The following is a 16,681-nucleotide window of genomic DNA, read 5'->3' on the forward strand; positions in this document are numbered from 1 at the left end:
AACAAGAGAGGAGTACGTATAAATACGTCTCCTCTCTTTCTTTTTACACTTTACAACCGTGGATCAATCTCCTTCTCTTTAGCTACTTCAAATAACAAATTGGATACAATCTCCTGATACTCTCTGTTATCTGGTTTAATATCTTCAAACTTAAAGGATAACATTTTCTTTCCAAGGCGGTGCTCATTTATAGATGTTCGAAGTTTCTGCTTTATATTTTTCTGTTTGAATAACTTATGATACTTATGCGGGAACCGATAATCATAACCATATATAATTGATAAATAATCCGGGTTCCTAACCTTCATAAAAGGTGCTGCATCCCCATTATTTACTTCAGGTTTAATTACGACTCCTTCCATATGATTAAGCATTGTAAGCGATGCAAAATAATGCTCTGCTCTCTCATAGCTATCCGATTCGGTCAAGTCTACAGTAAGATATTCATCTTCAGATAAGAACTGATACATATCAGAAGTAGTCCAATCTGGTATTTGTTCTTCACCGGACTCATAGATTATTTTTAGTAGCGCAAATGGTTTAAATTCAAGTGTATCGTCCTCAGCATATAATTCAAGCTGCCTTTTATAGGTGATATATGCCTTTTCGTGTTCGTGTAGTGGTACGTAAGTCTCTAAAATACTGTGCACGTGCTTATAATTTTGATATATGTTGTCTCCATACTTCTCACTTAACTTTGCCTTTGGTATATGAAATTGGTCCTGCTCAAACCCGCTAGCCTGATATTGATCCGCTAAATGGTCAAATTCTTGTTGGAAACTATACTGCTTAAGAAATTCAAACTCACTCTCTAGGGCTGATTCAATAGGCTTAAACTGACGTTTAATCAAGGCATCACCCAAGGCCTTCCAAGGGAGCAACTCGCCATCAATAATGAGCATTTCTATTCTATTATCCTGCATATATCCACCGAATTTCAGCTGCAGTTGATCGTATATTGCTGTCAGCTCAACCTGATTAATCTTATAGCCATTTCGACTAACTGCAAAGCATCGTTGACGCTCATTATGCAAATATATATTACATCTTGAACCCATATATTTGGGTTGTAATACAACTTTATTTACTGAGCGAGCTGCATAATAATTTAGACCTGAAGTTAATGACTCGAGCTGATACGTCGCTTCATCCTTATCTGCAGGAGGCATCGTACCGGAAATAAAATTGACCTTATTCCGCGAACAGTATTGGAGTCGGCGAACCTCATCAACATCGAGATCTTGAATCGTAATTTTTCCTTGTTCCACAAACAAATCTTGTAAGGATTCCGCTATAATGACCTGTTTCGATTTGTACGCTTTAAAGAACGGTTTAAACGAGATTTTAACAGATGTCAGCGCATTTCCATGAACGCTTCCCGTATCCAAATGAATTTTATTTTTAATACGGAATGCAGTTTTGGCCGCGATATGGCCGTACACATGATAAGGATGATTTTTTACCGCTTCTTGCTTCAGGAATTGAAGTTGTTCTTCGAACGGCACATTTCGATCAACTCTAAAATTACGTTGATGTCGGAGAGAGCTTGTGTCCAACTTCCCAATATACTTGTTTTTGCATGGTGCGTGTGTTACATAAAAAGATGGACCATTTACTCCACAGAACTTATAAAAAGGTTGTGATAAGTTTACGAGCTGACAAAACTTATCCATTAGATCTGCATCATGTAGCAGGACCTGAGTCGAGTCAAAGTACGTATGAAGCAACTCCTGCTCCACACCACTAACTTCACCTTTTATATACTTGTGTACAAAATTTTCATGGTTTCCAAGAACAAAAAGAAAATGTTCTTGATTTACGTAAAGGAACTCTATCGTCTCTCTTGTTTGTTGACCTTTATCGATCCAGTCCCCCACTAAGATCACTTTAGTATCCCGCACTTGATCTGTTGCAATCAATCTTCCGGATTCAATCTGATAGCCATAACTCAAAAGCAACCCTTGAAGATCGTTAAGACACTCGTGTACGTCACCAACCATAATATACTTTAGGTTTTGTGGCAAAATAGTATGAAGATAGTCATCACGATTTTCAATAATCACTTTATATGGAGAACTATCGTTTGGACACACTGTTGAATAAAAATCTTTAGCTCGTATCTTGTGTATATTCGAGTATCCTTCCCGCGATAATGAACCCAAAACATCCTTTTTAAAACGATTAATATGATTAGTAATGATCTTCTTCGAACGTTCGGAAGCATAATAGTCTTCGCGCTTGCGATAGTCAAATAATATGACCTCAACATTATACTTATTTTCAGATGCAATCTCCCTTACCTTTGCCCGAAAATCATCGGCTAATCCTGTTGTATCCAATACAATAAATTCCGCATTTATAGGAAATGAAGTGACCATTTTAAGTTTCTCAAACAGCAAGTGAAAAGCTTGAGAGCTAGCTTCCAGCATGACTTGATCATACTTGTCATAGTCACTCCCCAAAACCTCCTGCCGAATAGCGTCTGACGAAATATATTGGATATTGAATTTAGCATTTTTATGTATATCTTCAAACCTGAGCTGCGGAATGAGTACATCCTGTGCAAATGTTGTCTTGCCGCATTCTGTCGGTCCAATCATCATAAAAATAGTGTGTATTTTCGTCCGAAGTTCCATCTCAATCCCCTCTTTTCTTCAGCACAATTCCTTGTGTAGTACTGACCTGATTTACACTATCACCGATAGCTACGAATTCGTAGTGAAGATTCATTTCCTTCAAGAATTCCAAGAACCAGGCTCTAAAACGTTCCTGCCCCATTTCCCACTTATGATCATCATGCCTAAAGCCATCCAACTCATAAAAAGTATTAAAGTCAGCGTTCGGTGTTGTAATAATAAAATGTTCATAGTTAACATGTCTGCATACATGTTGAATCAAATCTTTCGCTTCATTCTCACTCATGTGCTCAATTACTTCAGTCATGATGACATCCACTAGTTCGCCGTTATACGTTCCCAAAAATTGATCAAGAGAAGGATAGGTTGATATATTATCGATTTCTTTGATTATTGCTTTACGTTGCAAGGCATCCAATATTTCTTCATTCGTGTCAATTGCATAATAACTGTGATCCATTTTCTTGGCAAAAGGGATGGCATAAAACCCCTCACCGCAACCAATGTCCACTAATGATTTATTAAGAGGTAATACTCCACCAATATAATTTCTTCGTTGGAATGCCGTCCCCCCATAATCCAGACGAATGTCATATCGTCTTGTTTTTTCAATTTCAGACTTATATTTATTGAATCGTTGTCTAGAGGATAAAAAGTTCCGCGCAAATAAACTCCGAATATAAAAAGGCGCGTCTATTATATTAAGACTCTTAATATATTTGTCGAGAATACTATCAGATATATCAATATATTCGTTCCCTAACATAGATAAAAACAAGCAAAGAACACTAGTCACATGAAGCAGTTGATAGAGGCTCCTCCGTGTCGTTACAGTTAAAGCGTAACTTTTATGTGATCGATGCTGAATATGAAAGGTGAAGTCTGGTAAGTGCTTTTGGAAAAAATCAATATATCGAACCATCTCAATATGGATCATATTGATGAAGAGCGAATGATCATAACCTTCCAAGTCAAGTTCATCATCTGATCTCTTTAATGGTGCATTAAAAAATTCATTGATCGCATTAAGCGGAAATAACGGCGTGTTGTAGCGTGACACATTCAAATATTCAAAATGTTCGTTTTCATGCTGTTTGTACGATATCTCGTTATCAGCATCTTTAAAGTAAACATTATACGTAGACTCATCCGAATACCAGCCGTATGCCATTCCTTTGCGAATTGAACGAAGCTGCATTCCAGAGTTCGGATTTTTCTTGATTAGAAAAGTAAACTGGGGATTAGCAGATTTTAATTGTACAATAGCCATCTTTTATTCTCTCCTCTCCGAACCTTTCGGTCGGTCTACAATACGAATCAATATTCTCGTAATCTATTAATCCTTATAAGGATCAATCTCATCCGCCCCTGCCATACACACCCCAATCGGCCTTAATACGTTCAACACCTCGATCGTCTCCGCATGGGCATCCAGCACCTCTTGAAGCTTACGGTATACAAATGGACTTTCATCCGTCCCTGCACCGCGAAGTTCGACCCCAAAGTCACGAACCGCGTCCAGCATCTGCTGCGTACTGATCTGTCCGCCGCTGCGAGAGCGGGTCTTCCAGTTCATCTTGCCGGCTGCCTGCGTTCGACTCATGACACGTCCTGCGCCATGAACAGTGCTATAATACGCATCGCGGTTTTCCACTGTATCTTTGCCCTTGACGATAACAGAAATATCGCCCATGCTTCCGCCGATAAAGCCTACTTGTCCCGGTGCCGACGGTGTAGCTCCTTTACGCACAACTACAACTTCTTCTCCGTTATGTGTCTCTTTCCAAGCGTAGTTGTGGTGAGTATGAACCTCAAAGTCTGCTGCAGTTCCGAGAATCGACAGCACTTCTTGGATCACATAATCACGTCCTGCATATGCGTAACGACCCGCCAGCTTCATTGCACGGTAATACATATCTCCCAGTTCACTGTTAAGATCAAGCAGTACTGGCGGTTGATCCATCTTTTCGCCAGGCGCTTTATCCATAAAGGCTCTTCCCGCAGCCAAGTTTAGGAAGCCGCTTGCCGTCTTATGTCCAAAGCCGCGGCTACCGAAGTGATTTCCGATCCACAGCCGCCCCGTCTCCATTTCCTCAAACAAATCCACGAAATGGTTGCCGCTGCCTACTGTGCCAAGCTGATTGCGGGCCAACACTTTCAGCTTGTCGTGCTCCTGCTTGCCGATCGCTTCATACACAGACCAATCAGGGTCATCAAACAACTCATGATCCACCTTCTCCTGATTGACACGACCCATCCCAAATGAAATACTACGCGCGATCTCATCCATGATCTGAGCCAGCCGAGGCTTAATATCTGCAGCATACAGATTGGTACGCACCGCTTTGTTACCGCATCCGATATCATAGCCAACGCCAGACGGTGATATTTGACCCTCGTATACGACTACGCCGCCAATGGGCTGACTGTACCCTTTGTGGTGATCTGCCATCAACAGCGCCTGTACGACATTTCCGGTATCAGCACATAGTTTGGCTTGGACCAAAGCCCCTTCCTCTGGGTTTCCCCACACACGAACACCATCTATATTTTGATAAGCCATAAGCTTTAACCCCTCTGCCAAATAATTTTTCCTCTACATGGATACTCTAAGCCCTTTATCCCAGCTACTTGATCGATACAATGGCCAATTCATTACTCAAGAGTATCCAAACAATAATATCCTGCCTTATGCCCACACCTCATCCAATGCTGACCGAAACAACTTGTTAAGCTGCTGATCCTGATTGTCAGTAGACGCAGACATTTTAGCAGCAACTTGATCATAAAAGCTTATTTTTTCTTCCAAAAACGCGTTGATCGCATGTATTTTAGGCTCATAATCAAGCTCATCTCCCGCCATTTTCCGCACGAGCAGCTGCTGAATTGCAGCCCTAAGCTCGCTATTGCCTGACACGATCCCCTCAACCAGCACTTGAAACTCGATGGGAGGCATCGTGTTGTACTTCTCAATCCATTCGCAAGCCAGTATCGGACGAAGTACATAGAAGTATTTTTTGATCTTCACTTGCTCACCCTGTAAATACTCGCGATAGTTTCCTTTTGCCATATGAAGATAGTGATACATACACGATCTGGGTGAAAAAGTGGACGGTGCAAGGCAGCGTATCTGCTCTGCAATAGAATAGTTCTCCTGATACCGAATTGGCGATTGCAGCCACTCCAGCAGCGGCGGATTAGACTTGCGGAACAGCTTCAGCGCTTTCTTCAGATCCCAGCCATTCACATCCAGCATATTGCTAATCGGCCGCTCAATCACGTCTCGCTGCTCAAATATAGATAAATACCATTCCAACGGTCTGATGTATATAAATCTAACGTCGTAATCGCTGTCTTTGGACGGAAACCCCCAGGCACGGCTGCCCGATTCGCAAGCATACAAGATTCGAACTTGTTCTTCCTTTTCGATTCGTGCCAATTCCTCCAAGATAAGTTGTTGATAAGCTGACATGAGGTCTCACTTCCCTTACTTTAGTTTGAATGTGCTGTCCCCGAATCCAGTTAATCCAAGTTCAACGCTGCTATTTGCTCCGTCATCTTTGAGTATTCCTGTATGGTCTGAGCGATATAAGATAATACAGTATCACTCCAACCATAAATGTAGAACGTCTGCGGATCTTGATCCGGCACCATGACGTGCCGATAAGGCGCTATATCGATAATAAAAGCCTTTACATCACGGTTCACCTGCGAACGATACCGCTTCAGTTGTTCATAGAACGGACTGCCGCTATTCTGCTGCTCATCTGTAATCATAATGATCTGATCGACTTTTCTCCGCTCCTGAATTAGCTTTTTTACCGCCGCTCCTGTATCTGTTCCACCACGCGTATGGATGTGCGCCGCTTGTGTCAAGATACTATCCTTACGTGAAGGTTTAGCGTCATATACATCCGTGTCAAACAACCAGAACAGCGAATTTCCCTGTGTCTTTTTGTACATGGCCAAGGCGAAGATCGCGCCTGTTTCAAGATAATGGCCTTCCATCGAGCCTGAGATATCTAGGAAAATAGCCGTTTGCTCTCCCAACTGCGGGAGATTGTCAAACGTCAGCTCAACCGCTTCACGTAAAGCATCACGAAGCTCTACATGCTCTATCTGACGAAACGCAGTCGCTAACCGGAATGGCAAAATTTTAGCTTTGCGCAGCGCCTGTTGATCGGTCAGTCGACTCACGACATAATCCAAATGGCTCTTCTCATCCAAGACGCCTGCTCGCTGCAGCGCGTTCAGATGACGAAGCAGCGCAAACGTCGGCATTTGGTACAATAATGCTTCCCATACAGCTTTCAAAGGCTTAATCGCCCCCGTTACTGTCTCATAGGGCAACTTGCCTCGTGTAATCCACGCGATCTGTTCGGATTCTGTCGCAGCAAGCTTCAATTGCTCTAGCGCCTGTACCTGCGGCAGCAGATCCAGATTAGCCTCTTGGCCGCGCAAATATCGGAACAACGCTTGCTGCCTCAAATCTTGCGGCTTCGGATGGGCCGTTGCAATGGCGTCCCCTAGGCTGTAACCGCGGCCACGTCCATTATATTTGATCGCCCAATACTCAGTTATACCAGACAAAAATTGATTCACCTGCCGCTTAATCGCGCGTCCACCCTCACCGCGTCCTAATCCACTCACAATGGTTAAGAAGTCGGACAAATCAGAAGGAATCCGCACCACCTGCATAAAGATCTTCGCGAACAAGTCCGGACGATAGAGAGATAATACAGCCAAGCCAAACAGCGGCTGGAGGCGCATAAAGCCCTCATTACGAGCAAATACGATTGCTTTTGCCATAAAAGTTGAATTCGTGTTTGCCATCTCATGATGAAGCTGTTCCGCCTCACTTAACAGTTCATGTTGATCCGCATAAAACGTATTACTCATCGTATTGGTCAGCAGCGTCTGTACGTATTGCTCCTCTATAGAACGCGTATAGGCTGGATATTTAGCTTTATTTAGAGTGTTTGGTCGCAAGGCGCCAAACAGCTTCTTTGTCATATTCAACAGTATCAGCTCCTTAAAAATTAGAAAGGTGAGGAAAAAGCGGGATAGGTATGCTGCAGGAGTCGAACCTGCCGTATTGCCCGGGTAATTCAATGTGTCGATAAGCTCGAAGTAACCCATCCCAGCGCCTCACCAAGGTATTTCATCTGATGTAATGAAGCGAGGAAAAAATGGAAAAGGCAGATGGTGTCCATTCACACAGACACGACGAATACTTAACCCATTTAAGTCGAAGAAGCCCTTTCCAGCGCCTCGCTTCCAATTCATTTATTAAAGATCATCGAGGAAAAAGGTCGGAAAGGCACAAGACTGCTCTACCACTGAGCTATTCCGCCATAGGGGCGGAAGTTGGAGTCGAACCAACGGCATGTCGCTTAGAAGGCGAAGTAACCCTTCCATACGCCTCGATGATCTACTGGGGCTGCACCATGTGGTGTCGGCCTCTGTATGTATCATCCCTTATTTCCAAGCAAGGGAACATGGTGAAAGTATTACGACAGGTAAACAACTTTTCCATATCGCCCAGCTTTATCCCCTGTTACAATAAAAGAACGATGCAGGAGAACGGAGGATTTCGAGGTGGCCAAGGAAAGCTTTGACAAAGAAATTCAATTTTTGCGGATGCTGACGCTAACGAGTGGTGCCTACAGCAGACAGCAGTTTGCAGAGCGGCTCGGTATTTCCGTACACACGTTTGACAAGACCATTAAGAAGCTGAAAACGATCGTAAACACAACTTATCAGCAGCTTGCACCAGGACAGGAGAAACAATTTGCGGAATCAATTCGCTACAGCTATTACGAGTCAATCGATCCCCTTCTGTTGTTTGTATTTCGTGCCAAATCAGTAAAGGAATCCGAATCCTACAGAATTTCCCTGCTGCTGGCCGCCATGGATGAACAGGCACTCACTACGATGGAGCTTATGGACGTATGCTGCGGCGACCTGAATCCCGACATGCCGCTTCCTGACGAGAAAACCATTCGGTCGGATTTGAAGTATTTGGAGGAAGTTGGCGTCATTAAACGTGAAGCGGGCACACGACCTTTCCGCTATCGTCTACATAACGATTTGATCCAGGAGTTATCGGACGAGGAGCTTTATGACTTGTATGACTACGTGGATGTGATGTCCAATACACAGGTGCCTTCTGTGCAAGGTTATTTGCTGCGTGATGGGCTGAAGAAGCACCTTGCTCGCAATCAAGTGGAAAAGCATGCGATGGAGCCCTTTTTGTACAAATATCATTATTACTCGCGGATATTAGATGAAGCACACCTCTTTACGCTGCTGCGTGCGATTCGGAGTCGACGCAAGGTTCGTTTCTTGTACTTCTCACCCAAAGCTGAGAAGAGTTATGCCTCCCAGAATACGAATCCGTTATTCGAACGGGATCATGAGGGTAAAGTGGAACAGACGCTGCCGCTTAAAATCATCTACGATCATCAATATGGACGGTGGTATTTGCTGTCGAACGGCAGAGAGGGCTTGCGGAAATACCGCATGGAAGGCATTACACAGCTGGAGGAAGCGGAAGCAGTATCCGAGGAACTATGGGAGAAAAGGTCTAGCGAGCTGGCAGAGAAGATCCAGTACAGTTGGCTGATTGATACGGGGCGACCGATAACCATACGTGCCCGCTTCTTTAACCCGGGAGATTTGGAACCTAACTTTATTCGAAACCGCGTCCTGCTTCAGGGGCAATGGGGACAAATCATAGAGGAAAATGAAGACTTTTTTGTCTATGAAATTACCGTTAACGGTACCTTTGAAATTAAGCCATGGCTGCGCAGCTTTGGCTCCAGTTGTGAAATATTAGAGCCGATACAGCTCCGTCGAGAGATGATTGCCGAATGGAAGGAGATTCAAGCGTACTATGAACCTGTTCGAGAAAATATTTAACTATCAAGTCCTCTCGCGTCTTGAGGATTCCGGTACATTTATGATCACCTCACACGAAAGAGCTTGGCTCAAGACGATGCTAAATCATCCTGCGGCAGCCGAAGCATTTACTGCGGAGACACTGGATAAATTGTTTTCCCTTTTGGAGCAGGATCAGCGAATGGATACGAGGGATTATTTACTGGAGAAAGCCAAAAGCACAGAGGGGCAAGTCTACCATTCCCTTCTACGCTCTTTACGAAGACATATTACGAGTAAAAGTGGCATCTGCCTCACGTACCAACTTAAGCGCGGGCAAGTGCAGTCCGAGCAATCCGGACTGCCGTACAAGCTGGAATATTCGATGGTCAAAAGAGAATGGTACCTGCTCTGGTATCACCTCCGCCACCGTGCTTTTATGAGTACACGGCTAAAAAACATCGTCACTGTCTCAGCTGAGCCAATTCCATCAGAGAAGGCCGAGCGTATTCTTGCCCACGTGGCTCGTACGCTTGACTCCCGCAAGACCGATGTGGTAATTGAGATCGTCCGCGAGTACAACCAAGAATTATCTCGAATTCTGTACGCCTTCTCCTGCTTTGAGAAGGACGTTGCCTATGATGAGGAGCAGGATACATACCGTGTGCGAGTCTGCTTGCCCGGAGATGAGATGGAATTCCTGCTCTCGAAGATTCGTTTTCTCGGAAAGCGGGTGCGGGTGATCGAGGGGAACTATTTGAAGAGACGGATGCTGGAAGCTTCTACGAAGGCGTTGGAGCGGTATGGGATGGAGCATACATAAGTTCCGTTTTCATTTTCTATATGATGAATAATAAATACATTCCATGGCGTCTCTCCTCGTGGTAGAAATATCACAGGTTCCAACGAATCCCCGGATATTAATTTTAGTGGAACCAAAATAAAAACAGACGCCGTTACTTGGCGTCTGTTCGAATAAATATATTTACCACGGATGGATCGTTGATCCTCCACCACTTGTCATTGCAACAATGGCGATAGGCAGTAAAGTAGTTACAACAAAAGCAGATAAAGCAGCTAACTTGCTGGATTTGTTCTTCATGTCGTATCTCCTTATTATTTATTTGTTAAATAGGAAAGCACTTGTGTAAGCTTGGCATCATGTAAACCACCTCTGAAGGCTTCGCTTAGCATTATTCCTATGCACCTGTCAATGTCATGATGCCTATCAACAGATATGAACATTATAATGCTATCAAGCAAACATTCAAAAGCTTTATTATGCTCATTTATCAACAAAAAGTATTGACTCTTCTTTTCATAATAGAATGCATACTCTGAAACGATGGATGGGTGGCTAGAAGACATAAAATCTTTTTCATGCAGCAGTAACCTTTCAATTGCTTGTACATCTTTCTGTTTTAAGTAAAGCTCCATGAGATCGAACATAACCGCGACCTTATGAGGGGCTGTACCTAGTCGGTTTTCTAGCTGAATTATAGCTAAATCAATATCCCCTTTCTTACCGTCCAGTTTGGCAGTCAGAAACGAAACCTGTTCCTCAATAGAAGGAATACTAGAGAAGTGTTTTAAGATATTAACATACTTCTCTGCCAAGTCGTATCGATCCAGAAAGAAGTACGAGAAGGCTGTTAATTGAACGGCATATGCTTTTAATGTACCTTCTGAATAATCAAGAGTGATCACTTCTTTACATAACTTTATGCAATCCTGGTATTTACCCAAGTGATAAGCATGAGCGCCTAGCTTATAATAATATGTAATTTGATCGGCTACTGAAAGGAATTTAGCGTGATATTGAATATTTTTTCCCGGTTCATAAGTCTTGCTTAACTTTGTAAAATCATCTCGCTCGATCAGATAAGATTGGAATAGTGCTTTCGCCAGAGTAGGCCGAATGCCGTGATCGTCGGAGAACTCGCTAATCACTTTAAACAAGGCGAGCTTTTGAGGGATTTCTTTTGTTTCGATTGCAAGGTCGTATAATCGTTCGACGGACTCTTCAGAGGTTTCGCGCTGATTAAAGGCGAGGAATGTAGTAGCGATTTTCATAATCAGTGGAACGGGCAACGAATTAGGAAGAGCTTCCTCCAATACCGTAAATAGTGCTTCCGAGCTACATTCTGCTTCGATGTAGAATTCTGTGATCACATCAATCGGAATATCTAAGGTCGAAGCAATAACTAGAATAGTGCGGAACTCTGGAGAACGTGTCTCCCCTGTTTCAATTCTGGATAACGTAGCTTCTGGAGTACCTGATAGATCGGAGAGCTGCGGGAGTGTCATCTGTTTTTCTTTTCGTTTACATCGTATCAGTTCCCCCAGCCCCATTGTTAATGTGGACGCGGAGATTTCAACCAACTAGTACACCTCGCTTAATTGATTATTAATTAATTGTATATTAATCGACCACCTACATATTACCATATTTTTTTAGATGCACCAAATACAACATTCCACAAATGACCATTACGGTCGTAATTAATTCCTAAAATAGCTCAAGTGAAGCGGATGAATAACAAGACATCTGCTCTTGGTCAACTACAGCATGCATCTCTAGTTTCCCCAGTTATATCAAGCGTTTGTTTAAGGTCTTAAGCTGCGTAAGTTGAGTTAACTAGTCATAGATCGCAATAAAAGATTTTTCATTATGTTGATATACATTAACCAGTAATGAAAAGACATCAAAAATAACCACGAGGGGTATTCCCTGTGGCTATTTCTATTTATTGAGACATGACTTCACACCGAAGATAAAAAACGCTTGGCCGATGCTGCTGATGACAACCGAAATGTGACTGACGGGAGTTCCAGCAGCCTTCTCCCATTAAGCAATGAACTCAGCCATGATGGTACTAATATCAAACGGAGTAATGCCTTCATTCACCGAAAACACGGTTTGTGCGTCATCTGCGTGCTGCACAATTCGGCCTCTGGCCTCCGCATGGAGCATAAATAAATCGTACAGGTTTGGCTTTGTTAAGGTGGTCATTGCTTTCCCCATCAGTACCATACCTTTTTGATTTCCCTCGACATTGTTGAAATAGTTAGGATGATGCTGCAGCGCTAGATCACACCAAATCATTTTCCGTTCTACCACATCCAAAATGATCGGAATTGCGATTCTTGTATCCGCAGTAACATCTATTCGATCTACTACAGTGGAAGGTTCAAAGATTTCTCCAGAATTGGGATGCTGCCTCATCATCCAGCCTGCAAAACACTCTGGTAAATTACAATAGGCCTGCCCTGTAAATGAGTTCAGCGTGGCTACGATGTAACGGCCCCCATATTTAACAACAGAAGGAATATCAATATCGATAAACTCACAGGCCCCATGTGGCGCCGATGTAATATCGCCACTGTGAGCCGCTTTATACTGGGCTGAACGCAGATTCGTATAGGAAATATGTTCGACATACTGCCACTGCTCATCATACATAACCGCAGAGAGGTCAATATCAACTCTTCCTGTAGGCGTTCCGTCAATCTGCCCTTCCTTCCACCACAAGTAGAAGCGGATTGTGTCTCCTTCAGTCAGCTCAAGCCGACTACCGCGAACGATGGTACGAAGTGCCTTGCTCGCCGACCTTTGAGAAAAAGGCACTACATATTGCCTTAAGCTTGCATCGACATAAACGTCCCCCATAGCAGGAAGCTCAGCGAATCTCTTGATGAGCGTATTTTTGCACGTTTGTACTATCGCCTCACAAGCTTCCAAATTAATATCGGGAAGAGTATTCTCGATAGCTACCGCCTTGGCGACATTCCCTTTTGGGAAAAACGTTCTCAGTTCATGCCCTTTATTCCTATTGCTAAAATGAGCCTTTACTTGCAACAGCACAGGTGTAGAGACCTGTTCGGCAATTGCAGCAAATTTTTCAACGACCGAAATGTTGTCCTCACCCATTCTTAACATATGGTCCAGCCGCCTAGCGAACTCTCCTGGACGGCTTTGCAAGATGTCCGCAGCCAGACTTGTATCCTTGAAACGCAGCGCATGTTCAACCTTACTGCTGAACGTTTCATAGGGTTTATTATTGCGTAAAATATCAAACGCTTCCTTGCAGCCATGAAACTTATGTTTATATTCGGCAGGGTGCAAAATTTCGCCAAGACGAATCCAGCGATGTTTATACCGCAGCATATCCTCCACACGATTCCCACATTGCTCAAGCAGCTCCAACAATAGACGTCTCTCTGGTCGCTTGAACTTACGAAACTTCGATATACTCGCAAGACTTACATCTCCATCTGAAAGTGCTATCGCTAACCGCAGTACATCTGTTGCCGTTCTTATGTATTTGCTGATAAGCTTCGAATTTGACTTCTCATATTTGAGCAGGGTTCCTATTACAAACCCTACGTTTTCTTTTAAAGGGATCTCGTCCGGCAATATCGAGCTTACATCCTCGTAATTGGCGATCACCCACTCCACATCTGCCTGATCGGTTTGGGAGATTGAGCCTTTTGCCCCAATAAGATTACGAATAGTGTGATCAAAATCGGCTGCGCTTCCTAGATCTATTATTTTCAAATCAACCTGATCCAGAAGTGGAATTCGCTCCAATGCATCATATTCGTTCAGTTGGAGTGTGATGTAGTGAATGATAGCGTTAATATAAAGCTCTGCCTCACTGGCAAGCATCACTTGCTTGGGGAAGTTCGGGTACATGGGCCTAAAGTTTACATTCCCACCAATTAACTGCTTCAAGTCTGACACAAGCTGATGATACAACTCCAGAAACTGTTCCACTGACATCGTTTGAACGACTTCCATAAGCGGCTGGGATAAAGTAAACCCGAGATACTCTATGTTTTTCAGTGCCGTAGCTAAATATGGTTGGGGGAGACGGTGTTGACCAGGTTCTACAATGAGCTTGCTTGCTCTTCTTAAATAAATAGCATTTCTCATTGGGCCTAATCCCTCCTCATTTTCATAAAATAACAATCAGGAAACTTGCATCTCTAGTATCAACTAGGTTTGGTTTAAGAAGGAAGAGATGCAATAGCCTGATTGTGATCTCTTCAGGAAAGGTGCCACCCTAATTTGAATCTCCAATGGTTGTAGAAGGAAGGATGGCAATAGCCTGAAGTGGTTGGAGGTTATCAACTTACTCAAGGTGTTCTTAACTGAGCATTGTTGTCGGCCTCTTGAGTAGTATCATCCCATATGTTCAGGTAGACGAACATGGCGAAAGTATTACGACAGTGATTATTTGCGAAATTAGATAGGCACTCATTACCACGATTGACGAGTACATAAGGTGTATTAATTGACTAATAAGTTAGCCGAAGCAGCCACCTTGTTTTCCGTATATTACGTCATACTCCATTTAAGCCTTACTTAAGTTCCAGACTATTTTCGTTTATACTCGGCCCTGCCTGCTAATAAGAGCGTAAGCTTAACAAATAATAAAAGGCGAAAATTGGCATACTAAAGCAACAAGTCTCCAGCATGCTCTTATGCTGGCAGACCGAGAAAGAACTACGATGCGGAGGATTGCATGATGAAGAGAAAATGCCAGCCTGCCCTGATGATCCTACTTGCCTTTCTGCTGCTGATCTCAGGTTGTGGAGGAGCAAGCTCCAAACAGCCTGGACCTGAAGCTGGTGCAAATCAACAGGCAGAAGAAAACAAGGAAAAAGAAAAGGAAGATGCCGTATCAAGCCCATCCCTTGCTACATATACACCGCTTGACCAGCTCAAGGAGAGCTATGACGTTGTCATTGTTGGTGCAGGAGGTGCTGGCATGACCGCGGCACTTGAAGTGAAAGCAGCAGGCTTGAGCCCTGTCATTCTGGAGAAGATGCAGGTAGCCGGCGGTAACACAAGCAAAGCATCTTCAGGAATGAATGCATCGGAAACCAAGTTCCAGAAAGAACAGAACATTACGGATACTAATGATCTGTTCTATGATGAAACGCTAAAAGGCGGGCATTTGACCAACAATAAGGATATGCTTCGGTACTTTGTGGACCATTCTGCTGCTGCCATTGATTGGCTGGACAGCAATGGTATTCGCCTGAACAACATTACGATCACAGGGGGCATGAGCAAGAAACGCACCCATCGTCCTGAAGATGGCTCAGCTGTCGGCAAATATCTTGTATCTGGACTGATCAAAAAGGTACAAGAACAAGGAATTCCACTCTTTGTCAACGCCAATGTTCAGGAGGTCACAAGCAAAGACGGGAAGGCAACTGGTGTAAAGGTTGATTTCAGCCAAGCAAATAAGAACAAAACAATTGCGGCCAAATCTGTTGTGATTACGGCAGGTGGATTCGGCGCAAATATGGAGTTAATCAAGAAGGTGAGACCTGACCTTGAAGGCTATGTGACGACGAATCAGGAGGGCAGCACAGGTGACGGCATTAAGATGGTAGAGCACATGGGCGGCACCACGGTTGACATGGATCAAATTCAGGTTCACCCTACCGTTCAGCAGGAAAATTCCTATTTGATTGGTGAAGTAGTACGCGGTGAAGGTGCGATACTGGTATCCAATGAAGGGAAGCGCTTCGTAAATGAGATGGGCGCTCGTGATAGCGTTACAGCAGCGATTAACAAGCTCCCGGAAAAAAATGCTTATCTGATCTTCGATTCCGGTGTCAAGTCGCGTGCAAAAGCAATCGATTATTATGAAAAAATGGGGTTTGTTAAACAAGCAGATACGATCAAGGGGCTGGCAGAGATTATCCGTGTGCCTGCCGCTCCCCTGCAGAAGACGCTTGAGGGTTGGAACACCGCTGTGAAGAGTAAGAAGGACGATACGTTCAACAGAAAAACAGGGATGGAGCATGAATTATCGGGTACTCCGTACTATGCGATCAAGATTGGACCAGGCATTCACTACACCATGGGTGGTGTAAAGATCAACACCAATACGGAAGTATTAGACAAGGATGGCAAGCCTATTCCAGCTCTATTTGCTGCAGGCGAAGTCACAGGCGGTCTGCATGGTGAGAATCGAATCGGCGGCAATTCCATCGCAGAGATCATTATTTTTGGCCGTCAGGCTGGGATGAAGTCAGCGCAATATGTGAAGAGCGCAAAATAATGAAAAGATCCGTGCAGTGATTTTCTTGTAACGATTAAGAGGCCCCTAGAAAATAGCGGGCCTCTTCTTGTGGGGTACAAGTTG

At 43.7% G+C, this 16,681-nt stretch carries 10 protein-coding genes and 1 tRNA gene; 3 read left to right on the top strand and 8 right to left on the bottom strand.

Annotated features, from left to right (window positions below; genetic code table 11):
• Positions 1-50: 50 nt before the first annotated feature.
• The 6 genes from MH117_RS16200 to MH117_RS16225 all read right to left on the bottom strand — a co-directional run bounded on the left by MH117_RS16200 (position 51) and on the right by MH117_RS16225 (position 8,061).
• The gene (locus MH117_RS16200) at positions 51-2,636 is read right to left on the bottom strand and encodes a metallophosphoesterase (protein WP_239330059.1); all 2,586 of its coding nucleotides are present in this window, start codon (positions 2,634-2,636) and stop codon (positions 51-53) included.
• A 1-nt stretch (position 2,637) separates the two neighbouring features.
• Complete coding sequence (locus MH117_RS16205; RefSeq protein WP_239330061.1) at positions 2,638-3,906, bottom strand: class I SAM-dependent methyltransferase; 1,269 nt, start codon at positions 3,904-3,906, stop codon at positions 2,638-2,640.
• A 66-nt stretch (positions 3,907-3,972) separates the two neighbouring features.
• On the bottom strand, positions 3,973-5,199 hold the full coding sequence (locus MH117_RS16210) for an RtcB family protein (protein ID WP_239330063.1): 1,227 nt from the start codon (positions 5,197-5,199) through the stop codon (positions 3,973-3,975).
• Positions 5,200-5,325: 126 nt separating this feature from the next.
• The gene (locus MH117_RS16215; RefSeq protein WP_239330065.1) at positions 5,326-6,108 is read right to left on the bottom strand and encodes a nucleotidyltransferase domain-containing protein; all 783 of its coding nucleotides are present in this window, start codon (positions 6,106-6,108) and stop codon (positions 5,326-5,328) included.
• Between the two features lie 50 nt (positions 6,109-6,158).
• Entirely contained in the window at positions 6,159-7,655 is a 1,497-nt protein-coding gene (locus tag MH117_RS16220; RefSeq protein ID WP_239330068.1) for a TROVE domain-containing protein, read from the bottom strand.
• A 337-nt stretch (positions 7,656-7,992) separates the two neighbouring features.
• Positions 7,993-8,061: transfer RNA gene (locus tag MH117_RS16225), tRNA-Ser, on the bottom strand.
• 173 nt (positions 8,062-8,234) lie between these two features.
• On the opposite strand from MH117_RS16225, the gene MH117_RS16230 reads away from it, so the two are divergent.
• Together MH117_RS16230 and MH117_RS16235 are read left to right on the top strand one after the other, a co-directional pair.
• Positions 8,235-9,557, top strand: a complete 1,323-nt coding sequence (locus MH117_RS16230) for a helix-turn-helix transcriptional regulator (RefSeq protein ID WP_239330070.1) — start codon at positions 8,235-8,237, stop codon at positions 9,555-9,557.
• Positions 9,532-10,338 carry a WYL domain-containing protein gene (locus tag MH117_RS16235; protein WP_239330072.1) on the top strand — a complete coding sequence of 269 codons (807 nt, stop codon included), beginning with the start codon at positions 9,532-9,534 and terminating at the stop codon, positions 10,336-10,338. Before MH117_RS16230 ends, MH117_RS16235 begins: the two co-directional genes overlap by 26 nt.
• A gap of 293 nt (positions 10,339-10,631) precedes the next feature.
• On the opposite strand, the gene MH117_RS16240 is transcribed toward MH117_RS16235, so the two are convergent.
• Together MH117_RS16240 and MH117_RS16245 are read right to left on the bottom strand one after the other, a co-directional pair.
• On the bottom strand, positions 10,632-11,897 hold the full coding sequence (locus MH117_RS16240) for a helix-turn-helix domain-containing protein (RefSeq protein WP_239330074.1): 1,266 nt from the start codon (positions 11,895-11,897) through the stop codon (positions 10,632-10,634).
• Positions 11,898-12,363: 466 nt separating this feature from the next.
• On the bottom strand, positions 12,364-14,451 hold the full coding sequence (locus MH117_RS16245) for a TerD family protein (RefSeq protein ID WP_239330075.1): 2,088 nt from the start codon (positions 14,449-14,451) through the stop codon (positions 12,364-12,366).
• 595 nt (positions 14,452-15,046) lie between these two features.
• Between MH117_RS16245 and MH117_RS16250 the strand changes: the two genes are divergently transcribed.
• Positions 15,047-16,597, top strand: coding sequence for a flavocytochrome c (locus MH117_RS16250; RefSeq protein WP_239330077.1), 1,551 nt, complete (start codon positions 15,047-15,049; stop codon positions 16,595-16,597).
• Positions 16,598-16,681: the final 84 nt, after the last annotated feature.

The organism is Paenibacillus sp. ACRRX (assembly GCF_022346885.1).
Lineage (GTDB): Bacteria > Bacillota > Bacilli > Paenibacillales > Paenibacillaceae > Paenibacillus_B.

Coding starts and splice junctions, on each gene's coding strand:
- MH117_RS16245 (WP_239330075.1), bottom strand. CDS start 14,451: ATGAGAAATGCTATTTATTTAAGAAGAGCAAGCAAGCTCATTGTAGAA.
- MH117_RS16200 (WP_239330059.1), bottom strand. CDS start 2,636: ATGGAACTTCGGACGAAAATACACACTATTTTTATGATGATTGGACCG.
- MH117_RS16205 (WP_239330061.1), bottom strand. CDS start 3,906: ATGGCTATTGTACAATTAAAATCTGCTAATCCCCAGTTTACTTTTCTA.
- MH117_RS16235 (WP_239330072.1), top strand. CDS start 9,532: ATGAACCTGTTCGAGAAAATATTTAACTATCAAGTCCTCTCGCGTCTT.
- MH117_RS16215 (WP_239330065.1), bottom strand. CDS start 6,108: ATGTCAGCTTATCAACAACTTATCTTGGAGGAATTGGCACGAATCGAA.
- MH117_RS16250 (WP_239330077.1), top strand. CDS start 15,047: ATGAAGAGAAAATGCCAGCCTGCCCTGATGATCCTACTTGCCTTTCTG.
- MH117_RS16210 (WP_239330063.1), bottom strand. CDS start 5,199: ATGGCTTATCAAAATATAGATGGTGTTCGTGTGTGGGGAAACCCAGAG.